Below are 15,720 nucleotides of genomic sequence, written 5' to 3' on the forward strand. Positions count from 1 at the left end.
CTCATGGCGTCCCGCTCCGGTCCCGGCCGGCGTCATACAGGAAGGACTCGCCCCCGGCAGCGGGCTCGAGGGCCCGGCCGACCAGGATCACCGCCGCCTGTTTCAGCCCGGCCTCCTCGACGGCGTCGGCGATGGTGCCGACGGTGCCGCGCAGGATCAGCTCGCCGGACTGGCTGGCGCGGTGGACGATCGCGACCGGGCAGTCCGCGCCGTACTCCGGCTCCACCGTCGCCATGAGTTCGCGGGTGCGGGTGATCGCCAGGTGGATGACCAGCGTCGAGCGGGTCGCCGCGAAGGCGGCGATCGACTCGGTCGCCGGCATCGCGGTCGAGCGGGCCTGCGCCCGGGTCAGGACCACCGACTGCGCGAGCAGCGGCACGGTCAGCTCCCGACCGACCAGGGCCGCCGCGGCCGCGTATGCCGGGACCCCCGGCGTGACGTCCCAGGGCACGCCGGCCGCATCGAGGCGCCGGGTCTGCTCGGCCAGCGCCGAGTAGATCGACAGGTCCCCCGAGGCCAGGCGTACGACGTCCCGGCCGGCGCGGTGCCCCGCGACGAGGTGCTCGGTCAGCTTCTCGAGATCGAGGTGCTGGGTGTCGATCAGCTCCGCACCGGGGCTGGTGTGGGTGAGCACCTCCGGGTCGAGATAGGTGCCCGGGTAGAGGACCAGCTCCGCGGCCTGCAGCAGCCTGGTCGCGCGCACGGTCAGCAGGTCGGCCGCCCCCGGTCCGGCGCCGACGAAATGCACCGGCGTGCTCATTTCACGTACCTCGCAGTCCAGACTCCGGCGCGACTCACCCGGGTGCTGTCGGCGCCGACGATCAGCAGGCACTTCATGTCGATGACATCCGGGTCCAGCTCGGCCAGCGTGGTGACCGTCAGCGACTCCTCGGCTCGACCGATGTCGCGGCCGACGATGACGACGGTGTCGGGCCGGCGATGCTCCAGCAGGACCCGCCGGGCGGTGGCCACCTGCTCGGTGCGCGAGCGTGAGGCGGGGTTGTAGATCGCCAGCACGAGGTCGGCGTCCGCGATCGCGCGCAGTCGTCGCTCGACGACCTCCCACGGCTTGAGTCGGTCCGACAGGCTCACGACGGCGAAGTCGGCACCGATCGGTGCGCCGGCCCGTGCCGCGACGGCCTGAACGGCGCTCACTCCCGGCAGGACACGGATCCGGACGGCGTCGTATGCCGGGTCCTCCGCGGCCTCGAAGACGGCCGCCGCCATACCGAACACGCCGGCGTCGCCGCCGGAGACGACGGCGACCCGCTCCCCCGCACTGGCCAGGTCGAGCGCGTCGCGGGCCCGATCGACCTCCACCGTGTTGCCGGAGGCGTGCCGGGTCAGCCCGGCGCGCTGCGGCACCCGCGCGACATACGGGCCGTAGCCGACCACGTGGTCGACGCCGGCGAGCGCAGCCGACACCTCGGCCGTCAGCCAGCCCTCCGGGCCGGGTCCCAGACCGACGACGAGCAGCTCGGCCGGCTCCGGGTCCTGGACCGCGTCCGAGCCAGGCGCCGGCGACGGCGCCGCGTTCTCGACGCCGTGGCGCAGCCGCGCGGCGTCCGGGGTCCGGCCGGTGTCGCCCGGCACGACGATCAGGGAGAAGTAGGGCACCGAGGCCGGGTCGACCTGCGCCACCGGCAGCCACCGCTCGTCGGCCTGGGACGCTCGCTCGACATACCAGGCACCGTCCAGCCGGCCCGACTGCTCGAGCGCCGCACGAACGGCGGGGAAGGTGCGCCCGAGCTTCATGATGATCGCGGCGTCGGTGTCCGCCAGCCGGCGGGCGAGTTCCGGTGCGGGCAGCGTCCCGGGCAGCACGGTGAGCACATCGGTCTGGCGGACCAGCGGGGTGGAGACGGCGGCGGTGGCCGCGGCGAAGGACGGGACGCCCGGCACGACGACGGTCTCGTAGACATCCCGGAACCGGTCGTGCAGATACATCGAGGACCCGTAGAAGAACGGGTCACCCTCGGCGAGCAGCACCACGTCCCGGCCGGCGTCGAGGTGGGCGCCGAGCCGGGTCGCGCACGACTCGTAGAAGTCCGCGAGCGCGCCGACATAGCCGCCGGGATGGTCGGTGGCACCGGTGGTCACCGGATAGCGCAGCTCCTCGGTGATCGCGCCGTCGGGGATGACGTCGGCGGCGATGCGCCGCGCATGGGACTGCTTGCCGGCGCCGGCGTGATAGGCGACAACGGCCGCCTCGCCGATGAGTCGCGCGGCCTTGAGCGTGAGCAGCTCCGGGTCACCCGGGCCGACGCCGACGACGGTGAAACGGCCGGTCATTCCTTCTCCTGGGCGAGTGCGTTCAGGGCGGACGAGGTCATCGCGGAGCCGCCGCGACGACCGCGCACCGTGACGTAGGGGATGTCGATGCCGTGGTCTGCGGCGAGGTCGGCCAGCGCCTGCTTGGACTCGGCGGCGCCGATGAAGCCGACCGGGCAGCCGACGATCGCCGCCGGCCGGGCGGCGCCGTCGAGCAGCAGCTCCAGCAGGTGGAACAGCGCCGTCGGGGCGTTGCCGATCGCCACGACCGCACCGTCCAGCAACGGCTCCCACAACGACACCGCTGCGGCGGTGCGCGTGGTCGACCAGCTGCGCGCCAGCTCGGGCACCCGCGGATCGGTCAGGAAGCAGGCGACCTCGTTGTCGGCCGGCAACCGGCTCCGGGTGACGCCGGTCGCGACCATGGTGGCGTCGCACAGGATGGGCGCGCCGGACTCCAGCGCGGTCCGCGCAGCGGAGACGAGCCGCGGATGCACCACCAGGTCGTCGGCCAGGTCGACCTGACCGCTGCCATGGATCATCCGGACCGCCAGCTTCTCGGCGTCGGCCGGGATCCGGGACAGGTCCGCCTCGCGGCGGATCGTCGCGAACGAGTCGAGATAGATCTCCGGCCCGTTGTCGACGTACGGGTACCGCCGCGCCGGTCTGCGTGCAGTGCTCATGACTTCTGCTCCTCGGGGACGAGTACGCCGCGCCACGGCGTGACGATCAGGTATGGCGCGCCGGTTGTCAGCGCGTCCACCGCGGCCCGGTCGAGACCGGTGGCCACGACCTCGACGTGCCGGCCGCCGGGGACCGCGCCATACGACAGCTGCTCGCCCGGTGACGGGAGTCGCGGGTGCGGCGGTGCGGCCGGCGTGAGCGGGGCGTCGAGTTCGGCGACGTGCCAGGGGGCGGTTGGCCCGGTCCCCCGGCGTACGACGAACTCGTGCGCGAGCGCTGCCAGCCGTTCGGCGGCCCGGTCGAGTGGAACGACGTCGCCCCACGACCTGCCGATGCGCAGTTGCGCGGTGTGACCGTCGAGGGCGACCAGGCCGAGATCCGCCGAGCGGTCCCGCAGGTCGCCACGACCGTCGTCGAGAACGAAGAGGAAGCGCCCGGGCAGCGCGGCGAGGGCCGGGTCGGCACACACCAGCCGGTCCAACGCGGTCGCGACCGGGCGCAGGTCCGCGCGCCCGCCCGCCAGTCCGGTCTGCGGCGAGACCATGACATTGCGCACCAGCTCGTGGGTGCGTGTCGGGAGCAGGCCGGTGCGCTCCAGCGCCGCCAGGGCGGCGTCGTCGAGCCGGCCCTCGGTTCCGGGGAAGGCACGCACCTGCAGGTTCGTCCGCGACGTGACGTGGACCCGGCCGTCGCCATACTCCTCGGCCGCGGTGACCAGGGACCGCAACTGCTGCGGGGCCACCCTGCCGCCGATGAGTCGCAGCCGCACGAGCATCCCGTCGGTTGCGGGCCAGGGCCGCAGCGCGCCGGGACATCTGTCGGAGCGCGATCGCGCTGTCGGCATGGCACACCCGTCCGGTCAGAGATCCGCCTCGCGGGATCCGTTCATGACCTCGCGGCGAATGCCGCCAGGGCCAGCAGGTCTTCGGACTCGGGTTCGACCGGCACGAGGCACCTTCCCGGGACGTGGCCCCAGTGGCGTCTTGCCTCGCCCGTCACCCTCACCGCTGCGCGTCAGCCCCGGAATCGCACCGGGTTCCCTGACTCCACCGGGGAGTACGACTGGCGGCCACAGATTATCGCGGCCCCGCCCCGGCACCGCGGCGGGTTTGCCGGGCGCCTCCGGAACCGGTGACCGTCACTTTCCGTCGGTCGGCGGATAGCCCTCGGCGCACAGCAGTTTCGCAAGATGCACGGCGTTGGCGGCGGCCACCTTCGTGGTCGACGCCGTCACGTCCGGCACGTCATCCAGGTCCTGGTAGTCGGTGCTGTGCATCGCTTCGCCGTTCCAGTAGGTGACGCCCTGCGCCGGGATGGTGAACCCGACGTCGCTCAAGGCCTGGTAGACGATGCCGGTGATGTGGTGCGCACCGTCCTCGTTGCCCACGACGACCGCCACGGCGACCTTGCCGAAGGTTCGCGGTCGCCCGTGGTCGTCGGTGTCGGAGAGCTCTGCGTCGAGCCGCTCCAGGACCCGCTGGCAGACGCTGCTGTGCTGACCCAGCCAGGTCGGCGTCGCGAGTACGACGATGTCGGCTTCGAGAACACGGGCGCGCAGGGCCGGCCACTCGTCGATCGTTCATGTGCTGCTCCTGACGGTCTCGTGTCGCAGGTTCTTCCTGCGGTCCCTACCCGCCCGACCGGTCGCGACACCCACCGGTGCACGGTCACGCCGGCTGCAGCGCGGCGGGGTTTGTCGTCATACGGGCCGGGGTAGCCGCTGCTCGAGCACGTCCCGCCACCCGCGCCACGAGGAGAACGCCCGATGGAGTCCCGCCTCACGCTGACCGTCGACGGACGACGGTGCACGCTCACGATCGACACGCGCACCAGCCTGCTCGACGCGTTGCGCGATGGTCTGGGCGTGACCGCACCGAAGAAGGGCTGTGATCGCGGGCAGTGCGGCGCGTGCACGGTATTGCTCGACGGTCGCCGGGTCACCTCCTGCCTGTCACTCGCGGTCGCCAACGACGGTGCGGAGATCGTGACCGCGCACGGACTGGTCGACGACGACGGGGACCTGCATCCGGTGCAGCAGGCGTTCCTCGACCAGGACGGTTTCCAGTGCGGCTTCTGCACTCCCGGCCAGATCTGCTCAGCGGTCGGCATGCTCGACGAATTGCATTGCGGGCAACCGAGTTACGTCACCGAGGACCTCACCGATCGGGCCGAATTCAGCGACGCGGAGATCCGCGAGCGGATGAGCGGCAACCTGTGCCGATGCGCGGCATACGTCAATATCGTCGCGGCGATCCGGCAGGCGGACACGGCATGAGACCCTTCGATTACGTGCGAGCCGAAACCGTCGATGAGGCGGTCGCCGCGGTCGCAGCGGCGCCACACGCGATGTTCCTGGGCGGTGGAACGAACCTGGTCGACCATCTGCGGCTCGGGATCGCCGGCCCCGACCTACTGGTCGACGTGAGCCGCCTGCCACTGGCTGTCGTGGAGGACCTGCCGGACGGCGGGCTGCGCATCGGCGCAGCCGTGCGCAACAGTGATCTCGCCGCCGACGAGCGGGTACGACGCCGTTACCCGGCCCTGTCCAGAGCACTGCTCTCGGGAGCGTCCGGACAGCTGCGCAACCTGGCAACGACCGCGGGCAACCTGCTCCAACGCACTCGCTGTGTCTACTTCCAGGACGTCACCACCGCGTGCAACAAACGCGAACCGGGTTCTGGTTGCTCGGCATTGGAGGGATACCAGCGCTATCACGCGATCTTCGGCGCGTCCGCGGACTGCGTCGCGGTGCACCCGTCGGACATGGCCGTTGCGATGTTGTGCCTCGATGCGACCGTCCGCGTGCACAGCCGGGTCGGTGACCGCAGCATCCCGTTGGCGGAGCTCCACCGGCTCCCGGGCGATGAGCCGGACAGGGACAATGTCCTGCGCCATGGCGAGTTGATCACCGCGGTCGACCTGCCCCCTTCCCGGCCGACGGCTCGGTCGACCTACCGGAAGGTACGGGATCGCGCGTCCTTCGCTTTCGCGCTGGTCTCCGTCGCCGCCTCGGTCGACCTCGACGGCGACAACACGATCAACGACGTGCGGATCGCGTGTGGCGCTGTGGCCCACAAGCCGTGGCGCGCGCACCGGGCCGAGGACCTCCTGCACGGAGCAACCGCCTCGGCGGAGGGCTTCCGGCAGGCGGCGGATGCCGAGCTGGAAGCGGCGAAACCGTTGGAGGGCAACGCTTTCAAGGTGCCGATGCTGCGCAACACCATGGTGCGGGTGCTGTTGGACCTGACGGAGGATGTGGGCCCTCGAGACATTCCTTCGGCGGACCACCACGAGGGGGACCGATGACCGACCAGCACACTCCCCCGTCGATGGGTGCGCCCATCGAGCGCATCGATGGACGCGCCAAGGTCACCGGCGCTGCGCCATACGCATATGACCAGCCGGTGCAGGACCCCCTGTATCTGCACGCCGTGCAGGCGACCATCGCCAAGGGGCGCGTGACCGGTATCGACGTGTCCGACGCCGAGAAGGTCGATGGAGTCGTCGCAATCATCACGTCCGACAACGCTTTCCGGCTCACCGACATCGACGACCCCGAGCTGTTGGTGCTGCAGTCGAACGAGGTGGCGTTCCGGGGGCAAGTGATCGGCGGGGTGGTCGCCGTCTCGCCGGAGATCGCCTGCGAGGCGGCGGACCTGCTCCACATCACGTATGCCGAGGAGCAACACCACGCCGAGATGGACCCGGAGCGCGGCGACCTCATCGCGCCGGAGAAGCTGGACGGCAACGCCGCCACCGACACGAGCGAGGGCGACGTCGACGCGGCTCTCGCCGGCGCCGTCGTCACGGTTGAGCAGACCTACACGACCCCGCTCGAGCACAACAATCCGATGGAGCCGCACACCACCATCGCGCAGTGGGACGACGGTCGGCTCGTCCTGCACACCTCCACCCAGGGCGTCCACGTGGTGCGGTCCGCGATGGCACCTCTCTTCGGACTCGACGAGAACGACGTGAGAGTCGTATCGCCATACGTCGGAGGCGGATTCGGCTCCAAGGGCAAGCCGCACGCTCCGGCTGTGCTCGCTGCTCTCGCCGCGCGTGCTGTCCCCGGCCGGCCCGTGAAGCTGGCTCTCACCCGCAGGCAGATGTTCGAACTCGTCGGGTACCGCTCGGAGACCATCTCGACGGTCCGGCTCGGCGCCGACAGCGACGGACAGCTCTGCGCGATCAGTCACGAGGCGATCGGCCGGACCAGCACGGTCGTCGGGTTCACCGAGCAGACCGCGATCCCGACCCGGACCATGTATGCCGCGCCGAACCGGCTCACCACCCACCGCTACGCGCGCCTCGACGTGCCGATCCCCTTCTGGATGCGCGCACCCGGCGAATGCCCCGGCATGTTCGGCCCCGAGCTGGCCATGGACGAGCTGGCCGAGGCCTGCGGCATCGACCCGATCGAACTGCGGTTGCGCAATGACACCGACACCGACCCGGACACCGGGAAGCCCTTCACGCACCGCGATCTGGCCGGCTGCCTGCGCGAAGGGGTCCGGCGATTCGGCTGGCACGACCGCGATCCGCGACCCGGTGTCCGCCGGGACGGTCCATGGCTGGTCGGCACCGGCGTGGCGTCCTCGACATACCCCGCGAACACGATGCCGGGCAGCCGGGTCCGGATCCGGCATACCGACGGCGCGTACGTCGTGCAGATCGGTGCTGCGGACATCGGCACCGGCACCTGGACCGCGCTGACCCAGATCGCCGCCGACGCCTTGGACTGCCCGACCGGGCACGTCCTGCTCGAGATCGGCGACACCGACCTGCCGAACGCCACCGTGGAAGGTGGCTCCTCCGGCATCAGCTCGTGGGGTTCGGCCATCGTGGCGGCGGTCGAGGCCTTCCGCAAACAGCACGGCGACAATCCCACCGAGGGCGCCATGGCAGAGGCCGAGGCGCCGGAAGACGCTGCGGCAGAACAGTTTGCTGCCCACTCCTTCGGTGCGCAGTTCGCCGAAATTCTCGTGCACCGCGACACCGGCGAGATCCGCGTCCCGCGCATGCTGGGTGTCTTCTCGGTGGGCCGGATCGTGAACCCGCGCACCGCCCGTTCCCAGCTGATCGGCGGTATGACGATGGGCCTGTCGATGGCTCTCTTCGAGCACAGCGTGATGGATCCGCGCTTCGGGCACATCGTCAACCACGACTTCGCGGAGTATCACATCGCTGGGCACGCGGATGTGGCCGACATCGAGGCGGTCTGGCTGGATGAGTGCGACCCGCGCACCAACCCGATGGGTACCCGGGGTGTCGGCGAGATCGGCATCGTCGGTGCGGCCGCCGCCATCGCGAACGCCGCGTACCACGCCACCGGCGTGCGCGTGCGTGACCTGCCGATCACACCCGACCGGTTCGTCGGCGCGCTGGCGCGCTGACGAGCCTCGGGCGGAACGAACGCATGGTTCAGCTGAGGGCGCCGAATTTCCGGCGGACCGTCTCGCGAAGTTCGGCCCAGTTGGCCGTGATCGGCCACTGCCAGCAACGTGCGCAGCGGCATCGTGCTCACCGTATGGGGTGCGATGAGTTCCTCGACGTAGAGCGTGTCGCGCAGCTCGGGCTTCTTCACCCCGGTGGATGCCCACAGGGGCCGTTGCGGACGCGCGCCCTGTTCCTCGAGCTCACGCCGGTCCTCGTCACTCAGTGTCTCCTCGAAGATCCGGTAGGCGAGACGCGCGTTGGCGACAGCGACCCGGTCCCGGAACGACTCGGTCCCCTCCCCGCCGTCATCGATCCGCCGGTCGACGGCCGCATCGACCCGGCTCACGAAGAACGATGCCACCGAGGCGATCCGCGAGATGTCCAGCTGCCGGTTCGCCGCTGTGCGTAGACCGGCGAGATATGCGGCGATGACCTCCCGGTAACGGTCCAGCGAGAAGATCAGCGTGACGTCGACGCTGATGCCCTGACCGGTCAGTTGCTCGATCGCGGGTATGCCGTCAGCTCCTGCAGGGCACCCGTCCTCGGCATGTCCATGCTGCTCATCCTTGTCCCCGTCCGCTGAGGGCGGTCGATACGCCCTGAGCGCGAATACCCCGGGAGGCGGGATAAAAACGTTGTGAGCCATTCCCGCAGGAACGACGCGTAGAGTGCAGGAACGCAGCGACGTCGTCCGCCTGTTCGCTGTTGCGCGTGCCTGCAGAACCACTCGCGACGGGAGCGATCATGGACGCATTCGAATTCGCCCGCATAGCAGCAGAACTCAATGCTGCCAAGGGACCTGAGGAAACGGCCGAAGAGGTGGTCGAGCACGGTCGGGAGACACTCGGCGCCGACCACGCGGGCATCACCCTCATCACCCCCCGCAAGCGGTTGCGCACCGTCGGTACCACCGATCCCGTCGTCCTCGAGGCGGACAAGTTGCAGTACGCCCTGAACGAGGGCCCCTGCAACGACAGCGCATGGTCCGGCGAGACGCTCGCCAGCGTGCGGATCGACCGTGACGAGCGCTGGCCGGTGTGGGGCCCCCGCGCCGCCGAACTGGGGCTGAGGAGCGCACTCGCCGGACAACTCACCGACACCACGGGCGAACGCATCGGCTGCCTCAACCTCTACTGGACGACCGAGCGCACGTTCAGCGCCGATGATCACTCCTACGTGCAGATCTTCACCACGCACGCCGCGATCGCCCTCGCGTCGTCGATGCGCCACGCGCAACTCGACACCGCTCTCGACGCGCGCAAGGTGATCGGTCAAGCGCAGGGCATCCTGATGGAGCGGCACTCGCTCCGGCCCGACCAGGCCTTCGAAGTCCTGCGTCGCTACTCCCAGAACACCAACACCAAGTTGCGCGACGTCGCGCAATTCCTCGTCACCCATCGAGCACTACCCGACACCGATCCGAGCCGCAACCGCGCGAACCTCGACGAGGCCGTGAACTGAGCCGCGGCCGGTCAGCGGGTCAGCTCTTGGACCCGACGCAGCATGGTGATGCTCGGAAAGTTGTCTGCTGCTGCTTTGTCCAGTAGCAGGCGCGCGTATCCGGGGACGTCGTCAGGCGTCAGCAACTGCTCGATCATGTCCAGCATCGTCGTGGACGGAAAGCGATCCTCCTCGACCCGGCCCATCAGTTGCTCCAGGAGTGCAGCTCTGACGTCGTGGGCGGTGGTGACCACGGGAACCTCCTCATTCACAGCGGATCGTGCCTCTTGCTGTCGGTGGGTATATCGGTGGGTGTAGCGGTCAGTCGGAGAGCAGCATCCCCAGCGGCCCCAGGTCGATGTTCAGGTCGGCAGTGGCGAGGTCGTAGCGCCCCTTCAGTTCTTCCACGGCTTCCTCGAGGCGCATCAGTCCGGTGCCGAGCCCTTCGATCTGCTCCTCGGTGAGACTGCCGTCGTCGACGCGCCGCAGCGCCTGCTTCTCCATCAGCTGCCGGACGAGTTCGATGATCGTGAGAACGAGCCTGAACAGGTCGCGCTCGATCGACTCCGGGTCGGATTCGAGGCGTCTGGACAGGGAGCGTGTCGCGGCCATCAGTCCGGCTCCGGCAGTTGGTCACGGACGCTGCTCACCAGCGCTTGCAGACGCACTTGGACGAGGTCGACCCCTGACAGCGAGATCACGATGTCACCTGCCAGCACGACGCCGGTCCCGAGGAGTCGGTCGAGCAGGTCGACGAGGGCGATCTGCCCGGCGGGTTGCGGCCCGACCTGAAGTATCGCGCCGCTGCCAGCACGGCCGGCCCGCGCGCCCACCGGCTCGCGTCCCGTTTGGTCAGTCATCGCTGTCCAACATCGCGAAGGCGTATGGCGGCCAAGGTCCTTGTGAATCGATGACGAGGTCCGGAACCTCAGCGCGCGCGGCATCAACGCACGCCTGGAACGCACCGATCCCGTCGGCGGGGACGAGGTATGCCGCGTTGAGCAGCATGGTGCCCCGGCGACCGGACAGAGCGGGGTCCTGCGCCGGGAACGTCCGGGCGGCGACCGCGGCAGCGCCCAGAACCTCATGGAGCCGTGCCGCCGCGCGGGCGGCCCCCTGACCCGCTGTCAGTTTCGCCTCGGCCTGAGCCTTCTTCCGGCGGAGGTAGTCAGCTCCTCCGGTGGGTGTCGTGGCGGTGGCGGCCACGGTCTCCCGATGGGCCGGCGCGAGCACCTTGACGCTCCATTCCCGGCGCCCCTGCACACGGTCGAGCACCCGCTCGAGCCTGTCGTGCCACTCCGCCAGCCGGCGACGAACTCCGTCGTCGTCGAGGCAGATGGTCCCCAGTCGCAGAGGTGCGGTCGGGCTTGCCGACGACACGGCTTGCACAACCCGGTGATGTGCGCGTGCCACGGTTTCGAGCCAGGCGAGTTGCTCAAGATTCGCGCGCAAGGCTGCTTCGCCGAATTCGCTGAGGTCGACATCACTGACGATCGCGACCAGGTTCCGGTGCCGGACGGTGTCGATCCTGCCTTCTGCGATGCCTGTGACGGGCGCGGCCAGGGCGCCGTCCTCGAAGGGCCGGCTGACGGCGTACATGTATCGCGCGAGGTCAACCATCACCGGACTCCTTCGTGTCCGCTCCGGTTCGAGAATCCTGCCGGCCCGCTTCGAGTGCCTCGATGCGCTGCCGAAGCTGCTTGTTCTCGTCGGCCAGGTCGGTCTCGCCGCTGAGCATCGGGTCGCGCCGCCACCAGTCGATGCCCATCTCCTGTGCCTTGTCGACCGACGCGACCAGTAGCCGGATCCTGATCGTCAGCAACTCGATATCGAGCAGATTGATCCGGATGTCGCCCGCTATCACGATCCCCTTGTCGAGCACTCGTTCGAGAATGTCGGCGAGGTTGGGCTGTACGGGCTGGCCGGCCGATGTCATCGAGGTCGAGAACGGCTGGGTGGTCGAGGGGTGGGTCGGCTCGGTCATGTCACTCCTGCCCCGTTTCCCCGCGGACGTACCGGCCGATCCGCCGGTATCCCTCGAGGTTGCCATTCGCGCCGATCGCCACTTCGTAAGTCGCGAGCACATCGGTGGTGGCGGGCACCCGTCGCAACTCCAGCACGTCGACCTCCACGAGCCAGCCGTCGTCGGTGCGCTCGAGACCCGTGACGCCTTCGATCTCCTTGCCGATCAGCTCCTCGACCGCTTGCGTCGCCAGGTGTGCGATCCGGGCGGCGCCTGGCCGCTTCGGCGAGGCGGCCCGGGGAGCGCTCCGTCCGGACTGCCGCTTGCCGTTCGACCGTTCTGCCCCGGTCCTGCTGGTCTGTTGGTCCGCCATACTCAGACCCCACTCCCGCGAGCACTGCCGGTCATCAGCCGATCGACCAGTTCGTCCTCGCGCGCGGTCGCCTCTTCATCGCTCAGTGTCCCGTCGGAACGCTGCCGCGCGACGTCCTGCAGTTGCGCGCGGATCGATGCCGGGTCGTAGAACATCTCCTCGGCCTGTCGGCGCACCTGTTCCGCGATCGCCACCGACAGCCGCACCGGCGCGAGCGGCAGGCCGAGCACGCTCGAGACAAGCCCCATCACTGCGCTCCGACGAAGTCGTACGGTGCCATCGGCCCACGCCACTGCAGTCGTACGCGGGGATGGAGCGCAGCTGCCACGGACTCCAGATGCTGCTCCAGTGCGCCGCGCCGATCGTCACTGACCAGCAGCGCGTAACCGGCGATGTGCTCGGCACCGCTCCCGAGACGCACCTCGTGTTCGTCGACGAACGGCAGTATCCCGCGCAACAGCGCCTCCGCGTCCGTCGCACGCTTGATGTCGATCGCCTGTGCCACCAGCTCGCCGAGCCGCAATCGTTCTCCGTATGCCGCTCCCTCGGGCAGCTCGCGAGTCCGCGCGCGCAACTCGGCGACTTCGGGGTCGGCGTCGACGATCTCGGCGAGCGCGACGTCACCCCGGTATGACGCGTCCAGTGTGAACTGAGCGCTCCCGGCGAATCGGTCGAGCAGGGCGAGGAATCGCCCCGCGCCAGGAACCAACACCTCCTCGACGACGCTCCGGTCGTCCGGCATCAACGAACCGAACCGCACCGGAGCAATAGGACCTGCCCGGGCGAGTACGTCCAGGACGGCGTTGTATGCCAGCAGGTCGGCCCCTCGCCACCGCGGTCGGTCCGCGTTGACATCTCCGACGACCGCTGCGAGCCCCTCGTGTACGACGGTGCGTATCGCAGTGCCGTCGATGCCGCACAGCGCTGTCGGAAGACGGCCGGCGTCAGCCCGCCGCACGCCGTAGACGTGAGATGCGATCTCGAGCTCCTGCGTCGGCTGATCGGCGCTCATCGTGGACGCACTCACGAGTCGGAACTCCTACGGCGCGAAGACTTCCGCGCCGGCCGCTTCTTCTCGTCGTCATCGTCATCATCGCCACCGGACCCGGTGAGCGCACGTTTCGCACCCCGCACTGCGCCGCCGACCTTCTTGGCCGCACCGTGTTCCTGCAGGTCGCCGATGAATTCGTCGAGGGGCTTGCCGCCGCCATGCGCGATGAGGTCGAGGCGATTGGTCGCCTCGGCGAACCGCAGGTAGGTGTCGACGCTCGCGATCACGATCCGTGCATCGATGGTCAGCAGTTCGATGCCCACCAACGACACCCGCACGTAGGCGTCGATCACGATGCCCTTGTCGAGGATGACCTCGACAACATCGGCGAGGCTGCTGGGCGAGGGCCGCTCCAGGTAACCACCGCCCCGGCGCTGCATTGTCTGAGTTGTCATTGCAGGTGCCTCCTCGGCGCTTTCGCGAGCGTCCCCACGGGTTCCGGGCTCAGGTCGTCACCGTCGTGCGTCATCGTCGTAGTCCTCTTCGGGCTCGTCCTCGCCGGTGTCGTCGTACTCCTCGTCATCGTCGTAGTCCTCTTCGGGCTCGCCGTCGTCGTAGTCGTCCTCGGCCCCCTCTTCTTCGGGCTCGTCTTCTTCGGGCTCGTCCTCGTCGTAGTCGTCGTCCTCTTCGGACCCGTCCTCGTCGGCCTCGTCCTCTTCGTAGTCCGTCTCGTCGTCGGTCGCCGCCTCGTCGTCGGCTGCCTGCTGCTCCTCCTCCACGACCTCGTCGTGCGTCTTCTCAACCTCGCCGTCGTGGATGACTCCCCGCCAGCCTTCGACCGCGTCCGGATCGAGGATCGTGCGGGTCATCACGTGTCGCTGGAAGTTCTTCAACTCAGCGCGGGCCCGCCGGCCCTGTGCGCGCCAGATGTTGCCGGTGCGCTCGAAGAGTCCTTGGGGGTAGTACTCCAGGACCATCAGGATGCGGGTCAGATTGGGGCCCAACTCGTGGAAGGTGACCCCTCCGTCGACGTGGCCCTTCGCCCCCTGCGAACGCCACACGATGCGTTCGTCGGGAACCTGTTCCTTGATCGTGGCCTCCCAGGATCGGTGGGACCAGACGATCTGCGCCTTGAACTTGAGCTTGTTGTCCTCCGGGGCCTCGACGTTCTCGACCTTCTTCATGAAGCTGGGGAATTCGCCGAACTCGGTCCACTGGTTGTAGGCAACCGAAACCGGCACGCCGACATCGATCTCCTCGATGATCTTCGTGGACTTGGTCGGCTTGGCGGCACCACCGCCTCCGCCACCGCCGGTGACTTTGTCCTTCACACCCGAGAAGAGACCCTTGATGGCTCCTCCGACCGGTGACTTGCCTTCGGCGGCTGCCTTTGCCGCCTTGGCGCCCGCCTCCTTGCCCGGACTCCCTTGAGCGATGTCCTCGAACTTGTCGGTCAGTCCACCGACCCGGTCGGCGATCGTGCTCGTCGCACGGGATCCGAGCGTGTCGAACAGACTCCGTGACGCGTCCTTGAGCTTGTCCATCGGTTCAGTGGGCATCAGCGTTCACCTCTGCGTCGGGCGCCTCGCCCCGAACTGGACTTCTTCGTCGGCCGACGCGACGAGGACGCCTTCTTCGCACTCGCCGGCGCTGACTTCCTGGCCGTCTTCTTCGCACTCGCCGGCGCCGGCTTGGTGGCGGTCCTCTTCGCACTCGCTGCCGCGGACTTCTTGGCCGTCCTCTTGGCATTCGCCGGCGCAGGCTTCTTCGTCGATCGCTTTGCGGCGGCCGGTCTCCGGCCGCGGACGCCCCGCGCTCCCTGTTCCTGGGGCGCTTGGTCCCGGGGCTGTTGGTCCTCGGCCTCTTCGTCCTCGGCGCCTTCGTCCTCGGCGCCTTCGTCCTCGGCCTCTTCGTCCTCGGCCTCTTCGTCCTCGTCGGGCTCGTCCTCGTCGGGCTCTTCCTCCTCGGGCTCTTCCTCCTCGGGCTCTTCCTCCTCGGGCTCTTCCTCGTCGGGGCCTTCGTCCTCCAGCGCCTCCGGCCCGCCGTCCAGCGGACGGCTGCCCGACTCGAGCAGGTTTTGGTTGAGGTGTTCCAGGCGGGACGTCGCCACCGTGATGGCCGCAGTCTTGGCAGCCTCCATCAGGCGACCCCGGATCTGTTCCTGGAGCGCTTGAAGCTCGGGATTGCTGTCGATGAGCTTGGCGCCTCGTTGCACCAACGCTTGCGGGTCTGCTGCGAGCCGCTTCCCCGCCAGCATGCTGCCGACGGCAATGGCGAGCTTGAATTTCTTCGACCTGCCAAGCAGGTATCCGCTCGCGACCGCCAAGGCGATCTTTGTTGTCGCACTCATGGATTCCTCGTCATCTCTGGTCGCGGCCGTCGCGGGACGGCCCTGCACTGGGCAGGTGTCAAGCCGGAGAGTTACCCCGACCCGGTGCGGTCAAACCTTTAATGCGAGCGGAGATCGTCGGGTGTGCGATGAGACCCAGGGACGGTGCCTGATCGGGCATCGCGAGGCGGGGTCGGGCCACCGGGACGTCCCAGCCGCTGGGCGCGGGT

The 15,720-nt window shown here is 69.1% G+C and carries 19 protein-coding genes, 2 pseudogenes and 1 riboswitch; of the genes and pseudogenes, 4 read left to right on the forward strand and 17 right to left on the reverse strand.

The window, feature by feature from the left end; all coding sequences use genetic code 11:
* Position 1 precedes the first annotated feature (1 nt).
* The 5 genes and pseudogenes from VG502_RS05465 to VG502_RS05485 form a co-directional block, all read right to left on the reverse strand.
* A complete protein-coding gene (locus VG502_RS05465) occupies positions 2–760 on the reverse strand; it encodes a cobalt-precorrin-4/precorrin-4 C(11)-methyltransferase (RefSeq protein ID WP_325549013.1) in 759 nt (252 codons plus the stop codon).
* Complete coding sequence (locus VG502_RS05470) at positions 757–2,292, reverse strand: precorrin-2 C(20)-methyltransferase (RefSeq protein ID WP_325549014.1); 1,536 nt, start codon at positions 2,290–2,292, stop codon at positions 757–759. The genes VG502_RS05465 and VG502_RS05470 overlap by 4 nt, the downstream gene beginning before the upstream one ends.
* Positions 2,289–2,954, reverse strand: coding sequence for a precorrin-8X methylmutase (locus tag VG502_RS05475; RefSeq protein WP_325549015.1), 666 nt, complete (start codon positions 2,952–2,954; stop codon positions 2,289–2,291). The genes VG502_RS05470 and VG502_RS05475 overlap by 4 nt, the downstream gene beginning before the upstream one ends.
* Complete coding sequence (locus VG502_RS05480) at positions 2,951–3,799, reverse strand: precorrin-3B synthase (RefSeq protein WP_325549016.1); 849 nt, start codon at positions 3,797–3,799, stop codon at positions 2,951–2,953. The genes VG502_RS05475 and VG502_RS05480 overlap by 4 nt, the downstream gene beginning before the upstream one ends.
* Positions 3,800–3,854: 55 nt before the next feature.
* Positions 3,855–4,037, reverse strand: a riboswitch (cobalamin riboswitch).
* A gap of 56 nt (positions 4,038–4,093) precedes the next feature.
* Positions 4,094–4,528 (reverse strand): annotated as a pseudogene (locus tag VG502_RS05485) (flavodoxin family protein); the annotation flags it as partial.
* 192 nt (positions 4,529–4,720) lie between these two features.
* Between VG502_RS05485 and VG502_RS05490 the strand changes: the two are divergent.
* From VG502_RS05490 to VG502_RS05500, 3 genes are read left to right on the forward strand one after another with little or no spacing between them, the layout of a single operon-like run.
* A complete protein-coding gene (locus tag VG502_RS05490) occupies positions 4,721–5,230 on the forward strand; it encodes a 2Fe-2S iron-sulfur cluster-binding protein (protein ID WP_325549017.1) in 510 nt (169 codons plus the stop codon).
* A complete protein-coding gene (locus VG502_RS05495; protein WP_325549018.1) occupies positions 5,227–6,261 on the forward strand; it encodes an FAD binding domain-containing protein in 1,035 nt (344 codons plus the stop codon). Before VG502_RS05490 ends, VG502_RS05495 begins: the two co-directional genes overlap by 4 nt.
* Positions 6,258–8,351, forward strand: coding sequence for a xanthine dehydrogenase family protein molybdopterin-binding subunit (locus VG502_RS05500; RefSeq protein ID WP_325549019.1), 2,094 nt, complete (start codon positions 6,258–6,260; stop codon positions 8,349–8,351). The genes VG502_RS05495 and VG502_RS05500 overlap by 4 nt, the downstream gene beginning before the upstream one ends.
* A gap of 89 nt (positions 8,352–8,440) precedes the next feature.
* On the opposite strand, the pseudogene VG502_RS05505 reads toward VG502_RS05500, so the two are convergent.
* Positions 8,441–9,040 (reverse strand): annotated as a pseudogene (locus VG502_RS05505) (transaldolase family protein); the annotation flags it as partial.
* A 65-nt stretch (positions 9,041–9,105) separates the two neighbouring features.
* On the opposite strand from VG502_RS05505, the gene VG502_RS05510 reads away from it, so the two are divergent.
* Positions 9,106–9,855 carry a GAF and ANTAR domain-containing protein gene (locus VG502_RS05510; protein WP_325549020.1) on the forward strand — a complete coding sequence of 250 codons (750 nt, stop codon included), beginning with the start codon at positions 9,106–9,108 and terminating at the stop codon, positions 9,853–9,855.
* A gap of 11 nt (positions 9,856–9,866) precedes the next feature.
* On the opposite strand, the gene VG502_RS05515 is transcribed toward VG502_RS05510, so the two are convergent.
* The 11 genes from VG502_RS05515 to VG502_RS05565 all read right to left on the reverse strand — a co-directional run bounded on the left by VG502_RS05515 (position 9,867) and on the right by VG502_RS05565 (position 15,511).
* The gene (locus tag VG502_RS05515; RefSeq protein WP_325549021.1) at positions 9,867–10,088 is read right to left on the reverse strand and encodes a hypothetical protein; all 222 of its coding nucleotides are present in this window, start codon (positions 10,086–10,088) and stop codon (positions 9,867–9,869) included.
* A gap of 67 nt (positions 10,089–10,155) precedes the next feature.
* The gene (locus VG502_RS05520; protein WP_325549022.1) at positions 10,156–10,446 is read right to left on the reverse strand and encodes a gas vesicle protein K; all 291 of its coding nucleotides are present in this window, start codon (positions 10,444–10,446) and stop codon (positions 10,156–10,158) included.
* Positions 10,446–10,694: a gas vesicle protein gene (locus VG502_RS05525; protein ID WP_325549023.1), complete on the reverse strand. Its 249-nt coding sequence runs from the start codon at positions 10,692–10,694 to the stop codon at positions 10,446–10,448. Before VG502_RS05525 ends, VG502_RS05520 begins: the two co-directional genes overlap by 1 nt.
* Positions 10,687–11,454 (reverse strand): GvpL/GvpF family gas vesicle protein, encoded by a 768-nt coding sequence (locus VG502_RS05530; RefSeq protein WP_325549024.1) that lies wholly within the window; start codon positions 11,452–11,454, stop codon positions 10,687–10,689. The genes VG502_RS05525 and VG502_RS05530 overlap by 8 nt, the downstream gene beginning before the upstream one ends.
* Entirely contained in the window at positions 11,447–11,818 is a 372-nt protein-coding gene (locus VG502_RS05535) for a gas vesicle protein (RefSeq protein ID WP_333783541.1), read from the reverse strand. Before VG502_RS05535 ends, VG502_RS05530 begins: the two co-directional genes overlap by 8 nt.
* 1 nt (position 11,819) lies before the next feature.
* Positions 11,820–12,170 (reverse strand): gas vesicle protein GvpO, encoded by a 351-nt coding sequence (locus VG502_RS05540; RefSeq protein ID WP_325549025.1) that lies wholly within the window; start codon positions 12,168–12,170, stop codon positions 11,820–11,822.
* Between the two features lie 2 nt (positions 12,171–12,172).
* Positions 12,173–12,418: a gas vesicle protein GvpG gene (locus VG502_RS05545; RefSeq protein WP_325549026.1), complete on the reverse strand. Its 246-nt coding sequence runs from the start codon at positions 12,416–12,418 to the stop codon at positions 12,173–12,175.
* Positions 12,418–13,197, reverse strand: coding sequence for a GvpL/GvpF family gas vesicle protein (locus VG502_RS05550; protein WP_325549027.1), 780 nt, complete (start codon positions 13,195–13,197; stop codon positions 12,418–12,420). The genes VG502_RS05545 and VG502_RS05550 overlap by 1 nt, the downstream gene beginning before the upstream one ends.
* Positions 13,194–13,616: a gas vesicle protein GvpJ gene (gene gvpJ / locus VG502_RS05555; RefSeq protein WP_325549028.1), complete on the reverse strand. Its 423-nt coding sequence runs from the start codon at positions 13,614–13,616 to the stop codon at positions 13,194–13,196. The genes VG502_RS05550 and gvpJ overlap by 4 nt, the downstream gene beginning before the upstream one ends.
* A 57-nt stretch (positions 13,617–13,673) precedes the next feature.
* Positions 13,674–14,720, reverse strand: coding sequence for an SRPBCC family protein (locus VG502_RS05560; protein WP_325549029.1), 1,047 nt, complete (start codon positions 14,718–14,720; stop codon positions 13,674–13,676).
* Entirely contained in the window at positions 14,720–15,511 is a 792-nt protein-coding gene (locus VG502_RS05565; protein ID WP_325549030.1) for a hypothetical protein, read from the reverse strand. Before VG502_RS05565 ends, VG502_RS05560 begins: the two co-directional genes overlap by 1 nt.
* Positions 15,512–15,720 lie beyond the last annotated feature (209 nt).

The sequence above is a fragment of the Flexivirga sp. genome (assembly GCF_035551235.1).
In the GTDB taxonomy this organism is placed as follows: Bacteria; Actinomycetota; Actinomycetes; order Actinomycetales; family Dermatophilaceae; genus Flexivirga.

What these genes read in the sequence shown, in the direction of transcription:
- VG502_RS05465 (WP_325549013.1), bottom strand. Translation starts at nt 760, where the DNA reads ATGAGCACGCCGGTGCATTTCGTCGGCGCCGGACCGGGGGCGGCCGAC.
- VG502_RS05470 (WP_325549014.1), bottom strand. Translation starts at nt 2,292, where the DNA reads ATGACCGGCCGTTTCACCGTCGTCGGCGTCGGCCCGGGTGACCCGGAG.
- VG502_RS05475 (WP_325549015.1), bottom strand. Translation starts at nt 2,954, where the DNA reads ATGAGCACTGCACGCAGACCGGCGCGGCGGTACCCGTACGTCGACAAC.
- VG502_RS05480 (WP_325549016.1), bottom strand. Translation starts at nt 3,799, where the DNA reads ATGCCGACAGCGCGATCGCGCTCCGACAGATGTCCCGGCGCGCTGCGG.
- VG502_RS05490 (WP_325549017.1), top strand. Translation starts at nt 4,721, where the DNA reads ATGGAGTCCCGCCTCACGCTGACCGTCGACGGACGACGGTGCACGCTC.
- VG502_RS05495 (WP_325549018.1), top strand. Translation starts at nt 5,227, where the DNA reads ATGAGACCCTTCGATTACGTGCGAGCCGAAACCGTCGATGAGGCGGTC.
- VG502_RS05500 (WP_325549019.1), top strand. Translation starts at nt 6,258, where the DNA reads ATGACCGACCAGCACACTCCCCCGTCGATGGGTGCGCCCATCGAGCGC.
- VG502_RS05520 (WP_325549022.1), bottom strand. Translation starts at nt 10,446, where the DNA reads ATGGCCGCGACACGCTCCCTGTCCAGACGCCTCGAATCCGACCCGGAG.
- VG502_RS05525 (WP_325549023.1), bottom strand. Translation starts at nt 10,694, where the DNA reads ATGACTGACCAAACGGGACGCGAGCCGGTGGGCGCGCGGGCCGGCCGT.
- VG502_RS05530 (WP_325549024.1), bottom strand. Translation starts at nt 11,454, where the DNA reads ATGGTTGACCTCGCGCGATACATGTACGCCGTCAGCCGGCCCTTCGAG.
- VG502_RS05535 (WP_333783541.1), bottom strand. Translation starts at nt 11,818, where the DNA reads ATGACCGAGCCGACCCACCCCTCGACCACCCAGCCGTTCTCGACCTCG.
- VG502_RS05540 (WP_325549025.1), bottom strand. Translation starts at nt 12,170, where the DNA reads ATGGCGGACCAACAGACCAGCAGGACCGGGGCAGAACGGTCGAACGGC.
- VG502_RS05545 (WP_325549026.1), bottom strand. Translation starts at nt 12,418, where the DNA reads ATGGGGCTTGTCTCGAGCGTGCTCGGCCTGCCGCTCGCGCCGGTGCGG.
- gvpJ (WP_325549028.1), bottom strand. Translation starts at nt 13,616, where the DNA reads ATGACAACTCAGACAATGCAGCGCCGGGGCGGTGGTTACCTGGAGCGG.
- VG502_RS05560 (WP_325549029.1), bottom strand. Translation starts at nt 14,720, where the DNA reads ATGCCCACTGAACCGATGGACAAGCTCAAGGACGCGTCACGGAGTCTG.
- VG502_RS05565 (WP_325549030.1), bottom strand. Translation starts at nt 15,511, where the DNA reads ATGAGTGCGACAACAAAGATCGCCTTGGCGGTCGCGAGCGGATACCTG.